Source organism: Paenibacillus sp. sgz302114 (assembly GCF_056120345.1).
Genome location: NZ_JBVYOI010000006.1, coordinates 108,453 through 126,770, shown reverse-complemented (window position 1 = coordinate 126,770; position 18,318 = coordinate 108,453). Strand labels below are relative to the sequence as shown.

The following is an 18,318-nucleotide window of genomic DNA, read 5'->3' as shown; positions in this document are numbered from 1 at the left end:
CCCTAGAACCAGAAATTTGGTATAAAATAGAGAAATATGTTGGAGAAGGTTAAGGAGCTGCGAGGATGAAAATCAAATCGGGGATGATTGCCCGAACGTTTCAGAGGTTCGGTGAGGACAAGGAAGAATACTCGAAGGTGCTGTTCCTTGTCATCTATTTATTTGCCATTACGTCGGCTTCAACGATTGGGCGAACGGCGGCGGATGCGCTGTTTTTGTCCCATTTTGGCGCCTCGCAGCTGTCGTTTATGTACGTGCCTCAATCGGCCGCGCTTATACTGGTCGGATTCCTGTTTCAACGGATCAGCCCGCGGTTCCGAATGGACCAGCTGCTCTATGTGCTGATTCCTGCTCTTTCATCGCTTGCGCTTCTTTCCAGGCTAGGCGTTGGACTGGATTTCAAATGGGTGTATCCGGTCATCTACGTCGGTTACGACGTGTTCAACTTCCTCATGGTCGTCTGCTTCTGGCAGTTTGCGACCTCCGTGCTCGATCAGCGGAAAGTGAAACGAACGATCGGTCTCGTCGGCAGCGGAGGCTTGATCGGCAGCATTGTAAGCGGCTTCGGGCTAAAGGCGGTCGCTCCGCTTGTGGGCACCTCGAACCTCATCTTCTTCTATGCGGGGATGCAGTTAATCGCGCTGGTGGCGGTTGTCCAGCTGACTCGCCGCTCGGATGTGAGCGTATTCGCAGTCCGCAAGCAGCAGCGCAATACCGGGGCGAAGAAGAAGCAGCCGGCAAAAGAAAGCAAAGGCGGCATGTTCCACCACGTACCGCATCTGAAATACGTCGCAATCATGTCGGCGGCGCTCGTCATTACGCTGACGCTTATTGATTATCAGTTCAAGGTCATCTTGAAGAGTACGCTGGAAAATGATGAGCTCGCTGGGTTTATGGGAAGCTTTTACGGCTTTTCGGGTCTCCTTGCCCTGTTCGTCCAGCTGTTCATCGCGGGCAAGCTGCTGACGCGGTTCGGGGTTATGGCGGCGATACTGGTGTTCCCGATTGCCTTGTTCACAGGTAGTCTCGGCGTGCTGCTCATGCCAGTGCTCGCGATGGTCGTCATTGTGAAGGGCAGCGACAAGGTGCTCGGCGACACGATCAATTCCTCGGTCAATCAGCTCATTATGTTTCCGGTTCCTCCAGAATGGCGCAACCAGGCAAAAAGCTTCCTCGACGGTATTGTCCGCAACGGTGCCAAAGGAGTGGCGGCGATCAGCCTTATCGCTCTGTCTCAGCTGCTGACGACACCGCAGTTCAGCTATGTCATTCTAGCACTGCTGACCGTATGCATCTTTGCTGCGGTGAAGGTGAAGGGGGCTTACTTGCAGGCGCTCTTGTCGACATTGAAGGCAAGGGGGCATGATCTGCAGGAGAGGCAGCTCGATCTGATGGACCCTGCCAGTCTGGCAGTATTGACAGGTACGCTGGCGAATCCCGAGAAGGGGCAGGTGCTGTATGCGCTGAAGATTTTGCAAGAGGTAGACGGGTTTGACCTGATGCCGCATATGGAAGGACTGCTTCAGCATCCGGCGCAAGAGGTGCGCGTGGAGGCGCTTCGGTACATGGAGCAGGTCCGTCCGGCAGGACAGGAAGAGACGCTGCTTGCGCAAATGCAGCAAGAGGGTCACAGCCTCGTGCAAGCTGGAGCAGTGCTGGCGTTGTCCGCGTATGCGAAGGAAGAGTATCTTGACGAGATCACAGCACGGCTGAGCGCGGAGGATATGGATGTGAAATCCGCCGCGATTGCCGGGCTCATTAAGTATTACGGCATTGAGGGGATGTTCCGTGCCGTCGGTACGCTGAAGCAGCTCATGGAGAGCTCGCATGAGGACGAACGGACGAAGATGGCGATTCTGTTCGGTCAGATCGGAATCCGCGGGTTCTACAAGCCGCTCATTCCGCTGCTGAGGGACGATTCGCCGCAGGTGCGTAAGTATGCGGTGCAATCGGCTGCGCTGCTTGGCGTGACGGAGCTTGTGCCGCACATCGTGCCGCTCTTGACGCATAATGAGACGAGGGAGCCTGCGGTGGAGGCGCTTGCGGCTTATGAGGAGAAAGTGATTTTGCCGCTGCTTGCGCCGTATTTCGAGGTGGACGCGTTTGTGCTTTATTTGCCAAAAGTATTCGAGCGAATCGGCGGACAAGCAGCCTTCGAAGCATTGGTGGAGCGGTATCCGGCATCGGGCTTCGAGCTGCGGGATAAGCTGCTTGAAGCGATGGCTCGCATGCGCAAGGGCATCTCTTATATCGATGCGAAGCGAATTGAGATGCATATCTATCTAGAACTCGATCTGTACTGGAAGTTTACCGCCTATCAGCGGGATATGGGCGGGGCTGAAGGCTACGGCGAGATTGCCGAAGCGATTGAGCAGTCGCGGCTTGAGATGATCAAGCGAATCTTCCTGCTGCTTGGCTTTATGTATGATGCAAGCACGATTAGTGCGGTATACGTGAACTGGTCGGAGGGGCAGGCGCGCCAGCAGGCGAATGCGGCGGAAGTGATCGATCAGCTCGTTCAGGGCAACCTGCGGATGGAGCTGGCGAAGCTAATGGCTGCGCCTCGGATTATAGCGCCGAGTGCGGCAGGGGCTGGCGCTGGTGCGGCAGCTTCGCGCGAGCAGTCGCTGCCGAATTTGGACTGGCTCTACGATCAGGGCGATGAGTGGCTGTGCCAGGTCATTCAATTCGCTGCGGCAAGGCGCGGCGAGCGGATTGACCTCGGGAAGGCGACCGGAGCTGATGCAGGAGACTCAGGCGATGCGACAGCGGCGGCGCAGGTGGACGAGGCATGGCTAGGCGATCAGATGGAGCGCATCGAGATGCTGAAGAAGGTGTCGCTGTTTGAAGGACTGACGGGCAGAGAGCTGGCAGCTTTTGCGCTGCGGATGGAGCAGCTTGTCTATCCGCAGGGCAGCACGGTGTTCCGTCAGGGTGATCCCGGCGACGCTCTGTATATCATTCGCGGCGGTAGAACCGCCGTGTACCAAGGCAGCGAGAAGGTGAACGAGCGAATCGCTGGCGAGACGTTCGGGCAGACGGCGATTTTGACGCACCGACTGCGCACGGCGACGGTAGTTGCCGAAGAAGAGCTTGTGCTCTTGCGGCTCGATTCGGCTGCGTTCTACGATGTCATGTTCGACCGCACGGGCATCGCGCTTGAGATGATGCGGCTGCTCTCGCGGCGGCTGCGCTCGAAGCTGGCGCGCACGGCGGCGGCTCCTGCATCCCAAGCGGAGCAGGAGGTGGCGGCAGCGGCGGAATCGGCGGAGACTGAGGCGACGAATGCGCATTTGATGCAAAGTGAAACGATTTTGCGGCGGGTTCTGATTCTGCAGAAGATCGAGCTGTTCGCGCGGTTGTCGCAGGAGGATGTCATTAAGCTCGCGCAGGTTGTGGAAGAAGTGGAGTATGCACCTGGTGAATCGGTTTGCAGAGTTGATGATTACGGCGATACGTTGTACGGTATTATAGAAGGAAGCATTCGTATTCATAAAGGCAGCGAGACGTTCGCGACGCTTGGCGAAGGCGAGTATTTCGGCGAGATGGCGGTTATCGACAGCGGTCTTCGCTCAGCAGACTGTACGGCGGTAGGTCGGACGCTTCTGCTGCAGCTGCACCGCGACCAAGTCTTTGCGCTATGCTTCCAAAATATCGGCGTATTGAGAAGCATGATGCAAGTGCTTGCGGACCGTCTGCGGGGCATGCTGTAAATTTTGCTGGCTAGTGGCCGGTTGCGTCTTGAAGGAGTGGGGTTTTACGGTGAAACGGTTTATGAAGTTGGTTGTCTTGTTGTGCGGTCTGGTGGTGCTGCTTGCTGCATGCGGAGGGAAGACGGAGACACCGCTGTCGGTGAGCGATAAGGTGAGCACGACCGATCTAAGTGCGGAGAAGGGCGGCGCGGCGGAGCTCGGCATGACCGAGAAGGAGCTTGTGGACAAGCTGGGCAAGCCGGAGAGGGCACTGAACGAAGGCAGAACGTTCCTCCTCATGTACGAGAGCTATCAGTATACAACGCTTGATAGTAAGGTGCTCGGGTACTCGATCGGGCCAGAATCGGCAACGGCACGAGGCGTGAAGCTCGGCGACTCGAAGGAGCAAGTGCTGAAACAGTACGGCGATGCATATTACACGCTAGGCGAGTCGATCGGCTATATCGACAAGACGAAGCAGCTGTCGCTGGATTTTAAGCTGAAGAATGATAAAGTGGTCGCCATCAACTTGGCGTCGCTGGAGCTATACGAATAAGCGACAAAGCCCACAGCGGGAGTGATCCTGTGGTGGGCTTTATTTTTATTATTGTTATTGAACGGTATGCCCCTGCACTCGCAAATCCAATAAATACGGACGCGGTGGATGCGGATTATCCATGGGCGGACGCAGTTCTGTGTTATAAACGGCGGGCTCGACGTTCAGCTGCTGAAAAACCTCGCTCCACCTCTGTTGTTCATCTGCAGCGGTTAATCGAGGTCGGAACCCGGCGTTCAGATAGCTTTTGATCGCAGGTAAGTTGTTGCTGTCGACGCCGAGTAGTACGGCTTGCTGGCCTCTAAACGCGATAACATCGCAGAGTTGCAGCACCATTGCAGTGCCAAGACCTTTACCTCGATGTGTTGGGATGACGCCTACGAAAATAATAAAGCCATCGTTCTCGCCCCACCGCCAAGGCTGGCTCCAAGCGGTCGCTGTTCCGCAAGGTGTGCCTGCTTCGTCAAACAGCACATGCACACGCTCGGGTAAATACGAGTAGTTATAGACCATCACATTCTCGAAACTTCCTGCCTGATAGTCTCCGAAAGCGGCGTCCATCACCTTTTCCCACAGATAGCCCTCTTCACGCGTTATAGATCTAAACGTATAGCCAGCCGGGAGGGCTTCTGCTGTTCGCTCACCTTGGGTCACATTTTTCTCCATCGTTACATCCATTCGTCTGTCGCCTCGCAATCATGTATACTGTACTAAATTCTACCAAGGTAGGCTTTGAATTGGCAGATAGGGAGTGGCATTGTGGAAGACAAGCTGAGCAAGCAGATGGAGTTTCTAGTTGAGATTGACAAGCTAAAGCAAGTGGAACGCAGGACGAAAATTATGAGCGGAGATCGACTCGAAAATGACGCGGAGCACACGTGGCATCTCGCTATGATGGCGCTAATTCTGCAAGGTCACGCCAATGCGGAAGTGGATCTTCTTAAGGTGATTCGGATGCTGCTCGTGCACGATTTGGTTGAGATCGACGCTGGCGATACGTTTGCGTACGACACGAAGGGCAACGAGGATAAGCATGAGCGAGAGCTGAATGCGGCGAAGCGGATTTTCGGCTTGCTGCCAGAAGAGCAGGCGGCGGAGCTCATGGAACTGTGGCTGGAGTTTGAACGTAAAGAGAGTCAAGAAGCGAAGTTTGCGAGCGCGCTCGATCGGTTGCAGCCGCTCATTAACAATTACAATAACGATGGCGATACGTGGTTGAAGTACGGTATAACGAGCGGTCAGGTGCTTAATCGCAATCGGGAGATTGCTGATGCTTCGGATAAGCTGTGGAATTATGCGCAGGAGCTGGTGCGGAAGTCAGTGGATCAGGGAATTCTCAAGGAATCGTAACGGACAGGAGTGAGGGGATGTATTTGAAGCCGCGCAAAACGTTGCTTGTCTCTATTCTGCTTTGTGTCCTGCAATTGTCGCTTGCGGTCTTTCGGTTATTTACGACGAATCAGGAGTGGATGCCAGCTTTTATAGGCTTCATTTATTTTCTTGTGAGCCTGGTCCTCTTCGGTGTTCTTGTCGTGCTGCTGATTGATCTGCTGACGGAAGCGCGGAGAACGATCCAGGGCCGAATTATTAACAAGGAAGGCAAGATCATTCACGTATTACGAGAAGATGGAAAGCTAAAGCGGTATCGAATCATCGTGCCCGAGGTGCTGGAGACGCTGCATGCCGAACATAAAGTCGAGATTGTCAGCACGAATCTGGCGAACATCCCTAGTCGGATTACGGTGGTTGAGCAGCGGTAGGCTAACCGTGAGAAAATGGAGCTGAGAGAGCAAATGTGCTCTCTCGGCTCCGAGACTAACCAGAAAAATGGCTGAGAGAACATATACGTTCTCTCATCGTAAAGCGAACTCGCTCGCCGCGAGAAAATGGAACTGAGAGAGCCAATATGCTCTCTCAGCTCCAAAACTAACCCGGAAAGCAGTCGAGAGATCATATATGATCTCTCAGAGCAGAGCAAACCAGCTTGCCGCACGTGGGTCGTATGCGAAGAGAGGAAAAAGCCCCTCTCGGCCCTTGGATTCGCGGGTATCCCGCGGCGAGAGAGGAACAAGCCTCTCTCAGAGATCGCCTGCCCCTTCGAAGCGGTCTTTTCCCCGCTTGCACCCCAAAATTCGCTGCGACCACATAACCCAAAAAAGCCGAGAGATCATCCTGATCTCTCGGCTTTTTCACGCACTCGCACTTCCGGCACTACCGCACTTCCGGCACTACCGCACTTCCAGCGCCTCCAGCGCTCCTACCCCATGTCCACATAAAGTGGACCATAGGTCACTTCATTGCCGCCAGCGGCAATGCGCAGCTCCAGTGTGTCGCCGTCCGCGAGCGGGCCGACGCCTGCCGGCGTGCCGGTGTAGATGACGTCACCGGCGCCGAGGCCCATGTTCGAGCCGATGAAGTCGACCAGCTGCTGCAGCGGGAAGATCATATCCTTTGGGCAGCCTTGCTGCACGACCTCATCATTCTTAACGAGACTGAAATTTAATGCCGCGAATTCCGCTTCTCCGCCGAAAGGCGTGAACTCCGTCAACACCGCGGAGCCGACGAACCCTTTGGCAAGCAGCCAAGGGTGGCGCTTCTCCTTCAGCTTCGACTGCACATCGCGCGCCGTCAGGTCGATGCCGAGGGCGATGCCGTCGATGAGCTCGTCCACCTTCATGCCAGGGCGATAGCTCGCGCCTACACGTACAACGACCTCGAGCTCATAATGAATCTCGCCGATCGAGCCCGGCAGCGCAAGCTTTCCAGTTGCCGGATGCAGCGCGTGCGTCGGCTTCGAGAAGATCATCGGCTCCTCCGGTACTTCGTTGCCAAGCTCCTTGGCGTGATGGGCATAGTTGCGTCCCACACAGTAAATGTTGCGAATCGAATCCATCGATGACATGTTCTATTTTCCTCCAAATAGGTTGGTGAATTATATATTTTATCATAACACGAGCATCATTTTTAATTATAGAAATTAATAGGTTCACAAGTTATTAATTTCTATAATGTCTCCATGAAACGTAAGCTTTTGCCGAAAAAGACGGCGACAGCCGTTTACACTTTAATTATATCGATCTTGAAAACGCAAACCTTAATCCCTAATTTCACGCATTGTTGGTAAAGACGTAGTGCATGATAATAAGCGTATACCAACCCGAGGGGGATTAGAGAAATGGCTAACAAAGCATTAAAAACAACTGCAGTCGCGGTTACAGCGGCGGCATTGCTTCTTGGCGCAACAGCTTGCGGAAGCAAAAACGAAAACAACACAAACAATACAACGAATACAGGCAGCACTAACGCTGGAACGAACGAACCAGCTGCTGAGAACGTAACCATTACGTTCCAGAACATCTACCCAGATCCAGAAACACCTTCTTACAAAATGCTTCACACAATCGTTGATCAATATCAGAAGGACCACCCGAACGTGAAGATCGAGCTGGATTCCCTGAACACAGACCAACAAAAACTGAAGCTGAAGACGCAAGCAGCTTCCAAAGAAGTTCCGGACATCACAATCGTGAACCCGTCCGCACAAATGAAGCCATATGTTGACGCAGGCCTGCTCGCGCCACTGAACGATATGCTCGATCAGAACGGCTTGAAAGACACTTTCCAAAAAGGTCTTCTTGACTCTTACAGCTTCGACAACAACGTATACGCGTTGCCAGACGGTAACAACATCGAAGTGGTTTACTACAATAAAGACCTGTTCACGCAAGCAGGCATTACAGCTCCACCAACAACATTCGAAGATCTCGTAGCTGACGTTAAAGCGCTCAAGGCGAAGAACATCACGCCTATCGCGATCGGCGAGAAAGACTCCTGGACAGGTTCATTCTTGTTCATGAACGTTCTTCTTCGCACAAACGGCGGCCCGGGCTTCCTGTCCGACGTACTGGCTGGCAAGAAAACATTTAACGATCCGGCATTCACTGATGCAGTATCGAGCTTCCAAGACCTGATTCAAGCAAAAGCATTCCCAGATGGCGCAACTTCCGTCGATTACAACACTGGCGGTAACCTCTTCAAAACAGGTAAAGCTGCAATGTACATCATGGGTACATGGGAAACTGGCGCAATCGACGCTTCGTCCGTAGCTGGCAAAGTAGGCGTGTTCAAATTCCCTACTGTTAAAGGCAAAGGCGATCCAGACCAATACATGCTTGCTCCAGGTTCCGCATTCGCGGTTTCCGCGAACAGCAAACACCTGAAAGAAACGAAAGACTTCCTGAACTACTTCATGACAGAAATGCCTAAGAAGCAGTTCGAACTGAAAAATGCAGTAGGTAGCGGTCAAATCATGACTGGCGACTTCAAAGCAGCTGGTTACTCGGATCTAGCAATCGCAGTACTTGACCTGTTCAAGAACGTTAAAGGCGGCGACCTTGCATTCGATAACACAATGAAACCGGCAATTGCACAAGCTCACCTGAGCAGCATCCAAAACATGTTCGTGCAAAAGGTTGACCCAGCGAACGTTGCTAACGAGCACCAATCGGCATACGACGCTAACAAGTAAGCTCTAAATAACAAATAGTCGTTTGCGGGTGGAGGCACTTAGCTGATCTCCATCCGCATTCGGCTTTCTTTACAATTAATAACGACTCAGGAGGCAACCTACGTGAATGTTTTAAAAGTCCCGGCCCGTACAATTGCAGTTTTCGTCCTGCCGTGTCTGATTCTCTACATCGGCCTCGTGTTCGTACCAATCCTTGTAGCTGTTTATGACAGCTTGCTGGACTGGGATAGCATCAATAAGGCGAAATTTATCGGGCTCGATAATTTTAAAACGATGCTGTTCCACGATACGAATTTCTGGCCTTCGGTGCGTCACACGCTTGGATACTCGGTATTTTCTATGTTGGAAATTCCAATCTGTTTGTTTGTAGCAGCACTTATGAACCGCTATGTGCGTAAAGCGAATACGCTCGTTTCTCTGTACTTTGTACCTGTTATTTTGTCGGTCGTTATTATCGGCCAACTTTGGAAGACTATCTACAACCCGACTGATATGGGCGGCATGCTTAATGGCATTCTGACATCGCTAGGGCTGGACAGCTGGACACATAACTGGCTGACGGAGCCTAAGATTGCAATGTTTTGCTTGTATTTTGTATCGCTATGGCAATATTTCGGCTATCACTTGCTCATTCAATACACAGGCGTGCAGAACATTCCGACGGAAGTGTATGAAGCAGCGAAGATTGATGGCGCTGAAGGCTTTAAAGCAGACTGGTATATTACTTACCCAATGGTTATCCCGATCTTCAAAATCTCGATCATCCTATCGTTCATCGGTTCCCTGCAGGCGTTTGACCTTGTATGGGTTATGACAGGCGGCGGCCCGGCGCACGCGACGGATACGATCTCCACACATATGTACAACATGTCGTTCCTATCCTTCAAGTATGGATACGGTAGCGCCCTTGCGACATTCCTCGTGTTTGTCTGCTTGGTATTCACAGTCTTCATCAATTTCGTCTTCAAAAAAGTCGAAGCAAGATACACCTAGAAGGGAGAACAATAGATCATGGCAAGTGTTAAAAAAGGGCTCGTGTATCTGCTTCTCTCGATCCTTGTCGTTACGCAAATTTACCCATTGTTTTGGCTGATCATGTACTCGCTCAAAACGAATGAAGAAATTCTCGGCTCAAGCTTCTTCGCACTGCCGAGCTCACCGCAATGGGGTAACTATAAAGCCGCATATAAAGGCGGACATTACTTGCAATACCTTGGCAATAGCATCCTTGTAACGTCTGTTACGCTGCTGTGCGTTATCATCCTGAGCTCGATGGTTGCTTACGCCATTTCTCGGTTCAAATGGAAGCTTGGCCCGGTTGTAACGCTCGTGTTCTTGCTAGGGATGATGATTCCGATGCAGGCTACGCTGCTGCCGCTCATGGTTATTTTTAAACACATGCACATCTTGAACACGCGCTGGTCGCTGATTCTGCCTTACATTACGTTCTCCACGCCGATTGCCGTCTTTATCCTGAGCGGATTTATGCGCGGTATTCCAGCGGAGATCGAAGAATCGGCATTCATGGATGGCGCAAGCGTGTATCGGATCTTCCGCAGCATTATTTTGCCGATCTCGGTACCGCCGATTATGACTGTATGTATTCTAACGTTCATTACGATCTGGAATGAATACATTATGGCAGCGACATTCATTTCCAAAGAAGCATTGAAAACTCTTCCTTTCGGCGTATATACTTTTGTCAGCCAATACAATGTTAACTATGGCGCAATTGGTGCTTTCCTTATCCTAGGCGCATTGCCGGTGCTTCTTGTATACTTCATCCTTTCGGAGCGTATTACAAAAGGCATGGTTGCAGGTGCGGTTAAAGGATAAGCGCAAAGCCCGGAGGAAAGGGCGAAGAGCGAACATGTCACGGGGATTTCATTCCATTCAATATCGGCTATTCGTGCTGTTTCTGATCAGCATGTCAGCTATCGTACTTATTGTCAGCATCCTGTATTACAACCGGACAACAGTACAATTTCAAGAGAAGGTAAGCGGCCTGTCCAAGCAGAACGTCTCGCAGACGGCAGGTCTCTTCGATCTTCTTCTGAAAAGCTATGACAGCATGTCCAAATCTGTCATCGGCAACAATGATTTTTCCCGAATTATGAGCACGCCTACAGTCGACAGCCCTGCTGTCGATTATTTTAATGAGCGGGCCATTACGAATATTCTGGGCGCCGTCTTCCTCTCGCAGGAAGATCTGATCGGCATTCATGTCCTGACGGATAAAGGGAAAGTATACAATTATGGCAATTATGCCAATGTGATCGACCCCGACTACACCAAATCGCACTGGTATCAAGAAATTCAAGGGTCCAGCGGCAGTATGGTATGGCTCGGGGTTTATAAGCGTTCCATCATTGATCAGGTCGAGAGCCGCTCTGTGTTTGCTTTCGGGCGCCGGATCTACGACCTTAACAATCACCGCCAAGTCGGCGTTGTTCTCTTCGAGACGAGCTCGCAGGCGATCGTGAATGCAATGGAAAACTTGAAGCTCGGCGTACATAGCCAGGTTTATCTGATGTCGAGCAACGGGGAAGTGATCTCGTCGACCTCCCAGACCTGGGATGATCAATGGATGTCGACCCTGCCTCGGCCCAATGGGGGCGTGCCTGTCGTTGTTGAGAATGATGGCAATCTCATTGTGGCGTCGCAGCTGCCTTTTGCAGATTGGACGGTGCTCAGCGTAACGCCGGAACGAGACTTGAACGTCGAGCTGGCAGAGACGAAGCGATTCCTCATTTATGTAGGTGCTGCGCTCGTGCTTGTTGCGATTCTCATTGCGACGATTTTCTCGCGGACGATCTCTTCGCCGCTCAAGCGTCTCATCTCCGAGATGAAGCAGGTCGAGATCGGGAACTTCCGCGGCTCGCTGAATGTAACGTCATATCAGGAAATTAATATACTCGTCGCATCGTTTAATCAGATGGTAAATCAGATATCAGAGCTGATCGAGCGGGTGAAGATCTCGTCCGTTAGTGAGAAGAATGCGGAGCTGCAAGCGCTGCAATCGCAGGTGAATCCTCATTTTCTCTACAATACGCTTGATATGATTTATTGGATGCTCGACGAAAAGGGACATGACCGTCTCGGGGAAGTCGTGCTGTCGCTGTCCCGGCTGTTCCGTTACAGCAGCCACTGGGATCAAGGCGTGGCAGTCAGCCTTCGCGAGGAGATTGAGCAGACGCAGCATTATTTAACCATTATTGTGACGCGCCTTGAAGGTAGGCTCACGGTCGATGTTGACGTCGACGAGACGTGGATGAATGTGCCATTGCCGAAGATGACGCTGCAGCCTGTTATCGAGAATGCCGTGAAGTACGGCCTTGAGCCGCTTCTCGACTGGGAAGGGAAGCTGCGGGTTTATATTGAAGCGGATGATCGCAAGCTGCACATTATGGTGCAGGATAACGGGATTGGCATGGATGCCGCCAAATTAGAGCGGATTAATACATTACTGGATAAGCCTGAGGAAGCAGCGAAGGATGAGGAAGGACTAGTAGGGATTAGGCAGGAAGGCGGCATTGGACTTGTCAATTTGCAGCGGCGTATTCGCCATATGTACGGCGAAGCGTACGGGCTTGAACTGCGAAGCGAGCCGAACGAAGGCACCACGGTCATTATTACCGTTCCTTATCAGTAGATGCAAAGCGCTAGAGGCAGGAAGGAGGAGCTGCAGATGGCAGTGAATATCCTCATTACGGATGACGAGGGCGTCATTCGTGAAGGCGTGAAACGGACCATTAAGCGGACGTTCCCCGATTATGACGTGCATTTGGCAGCCTCTGCGGAGGATGCGGTGCAAATATTGGAGAGTCAGCCGATTGATATCGTGCTAACAGATATATTAATGCCAGGCATCGACGGTCTTGAGTTTATGAAGATGTCCCGGCGGAAGTACCCTCACGTGAAGTGGGTCGTCATCTCGGCACATTCGGAGTTCTCCTATGCGCAGAAAGCGGTGCGGCTTGGCGCCCGGGATTATTTGCTGAAGCCGATCGGCAAGCAGCGCTTGGAGGAATTGATCGAACAGCTTGCCGAAGAGGCGAAGGAAGAGAGCGCTTCCACCAAGGAAGGCGAGCTGCTGAAGACGAACCTGAAGTACTTGCGCGAAGCGGTGTTCCAGCGTCTGGCGACGGGTCTGGCGCTTGGCAATCTCGACATTGCCCCGCTCATTGAGCGCTATCCAGAGTTTCGCCTTGTTATGGTGCGAATCGAAGAAGCGGTGAAGAACGTTCAGCTGGAGCATTTTATTATCGAGAATGTGCTTTCTGAACTGATTGAGCTGCATGGGCAGGGCTTCGTCGTCAGCTTCGACCGGCAGAGCTTGCTTGGCCTGGTCCAGCTGAAGAACAACAAGACGGAGGAAGGGCTGGCGCAGGATCTGAAGAAGCATCTCAGCCATTATTTGAAATTGCCCTTCCACATTACATTCTCAGAAGCCATCAAGGAGTTCAGCCGTATTCCCGAAGAAGTACGTCGTCTGCGCCAAGCGCAAGCTCCAACAGCGAGCGACCGGCCAGAGGGCAGCGGAGACAAAGCGATTGAGGTTGCCTTGCAATACTTGAAGGCGCACTACAACGAGGAGCTGTCGCTGGAGAAGGTTGCATCTGTTGTGTTCCTTAATCCGATCTACTTCAGCCAGCTGTTCAAGCAGAAGACGGGTCAAGGCTACAAGGATTATGTCATTAGCCTGCGCATTGAGCAAGCGAAGGAGCTGCTGCAGCAGTCGGGCATGAAGCTCGTAGAAATTGCCGAGCGAATCGGTTACACCGATGTGCGCCACTTCACGCAAGTGTTCCGTCGCAAAATGAATGTAACGCCAACTGAATACCGTCAGCAGATTGCGGCTGAACGCTAATCGAAGAGTGATAGGAGGTGGACTTAAGTCCACCTCCTATCACTCTTCTTCGTCTACCGCAACGCCGAGCTGGCGGTTCTTCTCCTTGAATCTCGAGTTGTGAGAGGAGACATAGGCGGTTTTGTCCGCCTTCGGATCGAGATACACTTTAACGCTGTTCGTCGCGTTCACGGCATCGGTGAACGTGCCTGCGATCAGATGCACCTTGCTGTCATGCATAACGAAATCGCCTGCGGCGAAGACGCCGGGCAGATTCGTCTCCATTTTGGAGCTGACAGGTATATTCCATTCGTCCATTGCAAGACCCCAATCCCTTACGGGGCCGAAGTTATAGCGCAGCCCGTGGTTCACGATTACGGCATCGACAGGGACTTGCTCCGTCTCCCCAGTCTCCATATGTGAAATGGTCACACGGTCAATCGCCGTCCCGTTGCTGCTATGCAGCGCTTGCACGGCATAAGGCGTCCGAACGCTCGCCGTCGATTCCTTCATCCGCGTCACATTACGCTCGTGTCCGCCGAACTGGTCTCGTCTGTGAACGACGGTCAAGCTGGCTGCAATCGGCTCGATCATGTTCGCCCAGTCAACCGCAGAATCGCCCCCTCCGGATATAAGGACATGCTTGTCTCTGAACTCTTCCAGCGCCTGCACGGTATAGTGCAGGTTCGTCACTTCGAACCGGTCCGCACCTTCAATATCGAGCTTCGCAAGCTCCAAGATGCCGTAGCCGATGGCGAGAACGACGGAACGCGTCAAGTGCTTCTCGCCTGTTGAAGAGGTAAGAAGCAGCGTATCATCCGCTTGTCGCTCCAATCCGATAATCTGCTGGCCGAGCACAACGGTTGGTTCGAACGTCATTGCTTGGGTAATGAGCTGTTCGATGAGCTTCTCGCCTAGTGTAGGAGTCAGCCCGCCGACGTCCCAAATCATTTTCTCCGGGTAAATCAGAATCCGGCCTCCAAGCTCTTCACGCGCCTCGATGATCTTCGTCTTCAGCTCCCGCATGCCGCTATAGAAAGTCGTGTAGAGCCCAGCCGGGCCGCCTCCGATAATGGTGACATCGAATAATTCTAGTTGCTCGCCCACATTCGTAATCATGTTCTTGTAACCTGCTTCCCAATTGATTTATCAGATGTCCGCGTTATGTTAACTGAGAGTCATTCTCATAAAATTGTTGACAAAGGTTGAAACGCGGGTTAAAGTTTGAAATGTCCTGATACTGATAATCATTATCAATAACAATATCATACAACGAAAGCGAGAGATTTAGAAATGAACAAATTGTTAATTCCGATCGTTATCCTGTTTGTCCTGGCACTTAGCGCTTGCGGCAGCAACGGTGATAAGAATAATGTCAGCAATGCGAATACGAATGCAACGGCGAATACGACTGCGAATGCTAGCGGAAATGAGACGGCGAATAATTCAGCGAATACGACGAACGATGCTGCTGCAGCCAATGCGCCAGCGGAATCCGGCACGATTACTTATCAATCCGAAGCTGGACCAGTGGAAGTGCCTGCGAATCCGCAGCGCGTTATTGTACTGGCCGGTTATGTCGGTGATTTGATCCAGCTTGGCGTACCGGTTGTCGGTGCGGACTCTTGGTCGCTGACGAACCCGAACTTCAAAGATAAACTGAAGGATGCGGCGGAAATTTCGGATGAGAACGTGGAGAAGATCCTTGAGCTGAAGCCGGACCTGATCATCGGTATGGACAGCGTGAAGAACCTCGACAAGCTGAAGCAGATCGCTCCGACCGTTGTGTACACGTACAACAAAGTCGACTATCTCACGCAGCACCTTGAGATCGGCAAGCTGGTGAACAAGGAGAAGGAAGCGCAGGCGTGGATTGACGATTTCAAAGCGCGCGCTAGCAAAGCGGGCGAAGAGATTAAAGCGAAGATTGGCGCAGATACGACGGTTTCCGTTATCGAATCTTACGAGAAGCAGCTGTATGTTTATGGCGATGCATGGGGCCGCGGAACAGAAATTATATACCAAGCGATGGGACTCGCGATGCCGAAGAAGGTCAAAGAGATGACGTCCAAGGATGGCTACTACGCACTGTCCACGGAAGTGCTGCCTGACTTTATGGGTGACTATGTCATATTCAGCAAGGACTCCGGTGCGGATAACTCGTTCCAGCAGACCGATACGTACAAGAACACAACTGCAGCGAAGAACAACCATGTTATTGAGGTGGATTCGAAAGGCTTCTACTTCAACGATGCATTTACGCTGGACTACCAGCTCCATATTCTGACTAAAGGCTTGCTAGGTCAATAATAGGAGGGTAAAGGAATTCTCTTTCGGGAGTAATTCCTCTTCCTTAAATATAAGAATTTATAAGTTTTATATAAATTCTTATATTTCTCCGGAATGAAACGCACCGCGCCGATAAAAGGCGGCGACAGCCGTTTCACCTTGTTTGAAAAGGTGTGAGACTCATGATGAATGTTGGTGTGAATGTGGATGTGGAAGTGGAAATTAAACGTCCGGGTCTGGCGAATACAACCGCTAAGCTCATACTTGGCGTTGCCGCGCTAGTCGTCATGTTTGCAGCGGCTATGCTGTTCGGCGCTGCGAATACAAGCTTACGCGATTTATTGCATGTGTTCTTCTCGCAGGAGGAGGGCGATACGGTTGCGATGCTCCGCGAAATCCGCCTGCCGCGCGAGGTGGCGGGCATTCTCGTTGGCTCGGCGCTTGCGGTATCGGGCACGCTGATGCAGGGGCTGACTCGCAATCCGCTGGCGGATCCCGGCTTGCTCGGCTTAACGGCCGGCGCGAATTGCGCGCTTGCGCTAACGGTTACGATGCTGCCGGGAACGGGGTATTTTGGCATCATGGCGGCTTGCTTCATCGGTGCGGCGGCAGGGACGGTTATCGTGCTAGGGATCGGCGCCGTTAAGAAGGACGGCCTTTCTCCACTTCGGCTCGTGCTCGCTGGCTCGGCGATTTCGGCGTTTCTGTATGCGGTGTCGGACGGCGCGGGACTGATTTTTAAAGTATCCAAAGACGTTACGATGTGGACTGCCGGGGGATTAATCGGGACGACATGGGGGCAGGTACAAGCCATCTCGCCGTTCATTATTGTCGGCATCTTAATCGCGGTGCTGCTGTCGAGACAAGTGACGATCTTAAGCTTGAATGAAGAGGTTGCCGTTGGGCTGGGACTGCGAACGGTGTATGTAAAGCTTGTTTTGTATACGGTTATCACATTGCTGGCTGGCGCGGCGGTTGCTCTCGTCGGGAATATGGCGTTCATCGGGCTGATGATACCTCATATCGTACGCGCGATGTTCGGTATCGACTATCGCACGGTTATTCCGATGTCCGCGATCTGGGGCGCGGTCTTCATGCTGCTGGCGGATACGCTGGCGCGTACGATGAATGCGCCGTATGAGACGCCGGCGGTGGCGATTATTGCGACGATCGGCTTGCCATTCTTCCTGTTCATCGTACGTAAAGGAGTGAAGCTCACGTCATGATGACGGGTTCGATTTCGATTCTCGCCCGCAAACAGCGCATGGTCGTGACTGCATTGCTGCTGCTTATTCTACTCACGATTGTAATCAGCTTAGGGCTAGGTGCCTCTTCGCTGTCGTATAACCGGCTGCTCCAGACGCTGCTTGGGAATGGCGATTTCAAAGAAGAATTTGTGCTGTACTCGCTGCGGTTGCCTCGTATTCTGGTAACGCTGCTCTCTGGTATGGCGCTTGCGTTGTCCGGTGCCGTTCTGCAAGGGATTACGCGCAATGATTTGGCCGATCCTGGTGTCGTAGGCATCAATTCAGGCGCGGGCTTCGCTATTTCGGTGTTCTTCTTATACGTACCGATTGATACGGGAGCGTTCGCCTATTTGCTGCCTTTGATTGGATTTGCCGGCGCCTTCTTGACGGCAGGCGTCATCTATTTGTTCTCTTACAGCCGGCGGGAAGGGCTGCATCCGGTCAAGCTGGTGCTCGTCGGCGTCGGCTTCTCGCTCGCGCTTTCCGGCGCAATGGTCGTTATCATCTCGTCGGCCGACCGGATGAAGGTGGACTTCATTGCCAAGTGGCTTGCGGGCAATATTTGGGGCACCGACTGGCCATTCTTCTGGGCGCTGCTTCCGTGGCCCGCGGTGCTGATCCCTTACGCGATGTACAAGGCGAGCGCCATGAATTTGCTGGCGCTGAACGAATCCTCTGCGATCGGCTCGGGGCTCGCGGTCAATCGGGAGCGAATCATGCTCTTGCTTGTAGCAGTCGCGCTCGCTGCGGCATCCGTCTCGGTGACAGGCGGCATCGCGTTCGTCGGCCTGATGGCGCCGCATATCGCGAGGGCGCTGGTGGGCACGCGGCACCAGATGTTCGTGCCGGTTTCCATCCTGATGGGCGGCTGGCTCCTGCTGCTCGCCGACACGATCGGCCGCAACATCGCCGATCCTTCCGGCGTCCCCGCCGGGATCATGATCGCGTTCATCGGCGGGCCTTATTTCTTGTATTTGCTGCTTCGGAAGTGAGATGCGAGGCGTGGGCATGAAATGGCCGGTTGGCGAGTTGAGAGAGAGGGAAGCCACTCTCGAAGCGCGGAATGGGGCTCTGAACCCGGCGAAATGCCGGCCATTCTTGGTGTTGGCCGAGCTGAGAGAACCTATATGTCCTATCAGAGGCTAGATGCAGCGGAA

15 protein-coding genes are annotated in these 18,318 nt (G+C 52.7%); 12 read left to right on the top strand and 3 right to left on the bottom strand.

Annotation, left to right across the window (positions count from 1 at the left end):
• The first annotated feature begins 65 nt into the window (after window positions 1–65).
• Together AC0LWF_RS17080 and AC0LWF_RS17075 are read left to right on the top strand one after the other, a co-directional pair.
• Window positions 66–3,713 (top strand): Npt1/Npt2 family nucleotide transporter, encoded by a 3,648-nt coding sequence (locus AC0LWF_RS17080; protein WP_474652744.1) that lies wholly within the window; start codon window positions 66–68, stop codon window positions 3,711–3,713.
• 49 nt (window positions 3,714–3,762) lie between these two features.
• Window positions 3,763–4,248, top strand: a complete 486-nt coding sequence (locus tag AC0LWF_RS17075; RefSeq protein WP_474652743.1) for a hypothetical protein — start codon at window positions 3,763–3,765, stop codon at window positions 4,246–4,248.
• Window positions 4,249–4,302: 54 nt separating this feature from the next.
• On the opposite strand, the gene AC0LWF_RS17070 is transcribed toward AC0LWF_RS17075, so the two are convergent.
• Window positions 4,303–4,926, bottom strand: coding sequence for a GNAT family N-acetyltransferase (locus AC0LWF_RS17070; RefSeq protein ID WP_474652742.1), 624 nt, complete (start codon window positions 4,924–4,926; stop codon window positions 4,303–4,305).
• 105 nt (window positions 4,927–5,031) lie between these two features.
• Here AC0LWF_RS17070 and AC0LWF_RS17065 point away from each other — a divergent pair, with 105 nt between their 5' ends.
• Window positions 5,032–5,598 carry an HD domain-containing protein gene (locus AC0LWF_RS17065; RefSeq protein WP_474652898.1) on the top strand — a complete coding sequence of 189 codons (567 nt, stop codon included), beginning with the start codon at window positions 5,032–5,034 and terminating at the stop codon, window positions 5,596–5,598.
• A gap of 17 nt (window positions 5,599–5,615) precedes the next feature.
• Window positions 5,616–6,008: a hypothetical protein gene (locus tag AC0LWF_RS17060; protein WP_474652741.1), complete on the top strand. Its 393-nt coding sequence runs from the start codon at window positions 5,616–5,618 to the stop codon at window positions 6,006–6,008.
• Window positions 6,009–6,505: 497 nt separating this feature from the next.
• On the opposite strand, the gene AC0LWF_RS17055 is transcribed toward AC0LWF_RS17060, so the two are convergent.
• Window positions 6,506–7,141 (bottom strand): fumarylacetoacetate hydrolase family protein, encoded by a 636-nt coding sequence (locus AC0LWF_RS17055; RefSeq protein WP_474652897.1) that lies wholly within the window; start codon window positions 7,139–7,141, stop codon window positions 6,506–6,508.
• A gap of 282 nt (window positions 7,142–7,423) precedes the next feature.
• Here AC0LWF_RS17055 and AC0LWF_RS17050 point away from each other — a divergent pair, with 282 nt between their 5' ends.
• From AC0LWF_RS17050 to AC0LWF_RS17030, 5 genes are all read left to right on the top strand, one after another.
• Window positions 7,424–8,776, top strand: a complete 1,353-nt coding sequence (locus AC0LWF_RS17050) for a sugar ABC transporter substrate-binding protein (RefSeq protein WP_474652740.1) — start codon at window positions 7,424–7,426, stop codon at window positions 8,774–8,776.
• A 102-nt stretch (window positions 8,777–8,878) separates the two neighbouring features.
• On the top strand, window positions 8,879–9,769 hold the full coding sequence (locus AC0LWF_RS17045) for a carbohydrate ABC transporter permease (protein WP_474652739.1): 891 nt from the start codon (window positions 8,879–8,881) through the stop codon (window positions 9,767–9,769).
• Between the two features lie 18 nt (window positions 9,770–9,787).
• Window positions 9,788–10,612, top strand: coding sequence for a carbohydrate ABC transporter permease (locus AC0LWF_RS17040; RefSeq protein WP_474652738.1), 825 nt, complete (start codon window positions 9,788–9,790; stop codon window positions 10,610–10,612).
• 34 nt (window positions 10,613–10,646) lie between these two features.
• Entirely contained in the window at window positions 10,647–12,428 is a 1,782-nt protein-coding gene (locus tag AC0LWF_RS17035) for a sensor histidine kinase (protein ID WP_474652737.1), read from the top strand.
• A 42-nt stretch (window positions 12,429–12,470) separates the two neighbouring features.
• A complete protein-coding gene (locus AC0LWF_RS17030; RefSeq protein WP_474652896.1) occupies window positions 12,471–13,646 on the top strand; it encodes a response regulator in 1,176 nt (391 codons plus the stop codon).
• A gap of 39 nt (window positions 13,647–13,685) precedes the next feature.
• Here the strand turns inward: AC0LWF_RS17030 and AC0LWF_RS17025 are convergent, their stop codons facing one another.
• Window positions 13,686–14,732, bottom strand: coding sequence for an NAD(P)/FAD-dependent oxidoreductase (locus AC0LWF_RS17025; protein ID WP_474652895.1), 1,047 nt, complete (start codon window positions 14,730–14,732; stop codon window positions 13,686–13,688).
• A 186-nt stretch (window positions 14,733–14,918) separates the two neighbouring features.
• Between AC0LWF_RS17025 and AC0LWF_RS17020 the strand changes: the two genes are divergently transcribed.
• The 3 genes from AC0LWF_RS17020 to AC0LWF_RS17010 all read left to right on the top strand — a co-directional run bounded on the left by AC0LWF_RS17020 (window position 14,919) and on the right by AC0LWF_RS17010 (window position 18,153).
• Entirely contained in the window at window positions 14,919–15,935 is a 1,017-nt protein-coding gene (locus AC0LWF_RS17020) for an iron-hydroxamate ABC transporter substrate-binding protein (RefSeq protein WP_474652736.1), read from the top strand.
• A 161-nt stretch (window positions 15,936–16,096) separates the two neighbouring features.
• Entirely contained in the window at window positions 16,097–17,140 is a 1,044-nt protein-coding gene (locus tag AC0LWF_RS17015) for a FecCD family ABC transporter permease (protein ID WP_474652735.1), read from the top strand.
• Entirely contained in the window at window positions 17,140–18,153 is a 1,014-nt protein-coding gene (locus AC0LWF_RS17010; protein WP_474652894.1) for a FecCD family ABC transporter permease, read from the top strand. Before AC0LWF_RS17015 ends, AC0LWF_RS17010 begins: the two co-directional genes overlap by 1 nt.
• Window positions 18,154–18,318: the final 165 nt, after the last annotated feature.

Excerpts from the sequence above, each read along its gene's own strand:
- AC0LWF_RS17015 (WP_474652735.1), top strand. The coding sequence starts at position 16,097 with ATGATGAATGTTGGTGTGAATGTGGATGTGGAAGTGGAAATTAAACGT.
- AC0LWF_RS17035 (WP_474652737.1), top strand. The coding sequence starts at position 10,647 with ATGTCACGGGGATTTCATTCCATTCAATATCGGCTATTCGTGCTGTTT.
- AC0LWF_RS17080 (WP_474652744.1), top strand. The coding sequence starts at position 66 with ATGAAAATCAAATCGGGGATGATTGCCCGAACGTTTCAGAGGTTCGGT.
- AC0LWF_RS17010 (WP_474652894.1), top strand. The coding sequence starts at position 17,140 with ATGACGGGTTCGATTTCGATTCTCGCCCGCAAACAGCGCATGGTCGTG.
- AC0LWF_RS17040 (WP_474652738.1), top strand. The coding sequence starts at position 9,788 with ATGGCAAGTGTTAAAAAAGGGCTCGTGTATCTGCTTCTCTCGATCCTT.
- AC0LWF_RS17065 (WP_474652898.1), top strand. The coding sequence starts at position 5,032 with ATGGAGTTTCTAGTTGAGATTGACAAGCTAAAGCAAGTGGAACGCAGG.
- AC0LWF_RS17020 (WP_474652736.1), top strand. The coding sequence starts at position 14,919 with ATGAACAAATTGTTAATTCCGATCGTTATCCTGTTTGTCCTGGCACTT.
- AC0LWF_RS17055 (WP_474652897.1), bottom strand. The coding sequence starts at position 7,141 with ATGGATTCGATTCGCAACATTTACTGTGTGGGACGCAACTATGCCCAT.
- AC0LWF_RS17050 (WP_474652740.1), top strand. The coding sequence starts at position 7,424 with ATGGCTAACAAAGCATTAAAAACAACTGCAGTCGCGGTTACAGCGGCG.
- AC0LWF_RS17070 (WP_474652742.1), bottom strand. The coding sequence starts at position 4,926 with ATGGATGTAACGATGGAGAAAAATGTGACCCAAGGTGAGCGAACAGCA.
- AC0LWF_RS17060 (WP_474652741.1), top strand. The coding sequence starts at position 5,616 with ATGTATTTGAAGCCGCGCAAAACGTTGCTTGTCTCTATTCTGCTTTGT.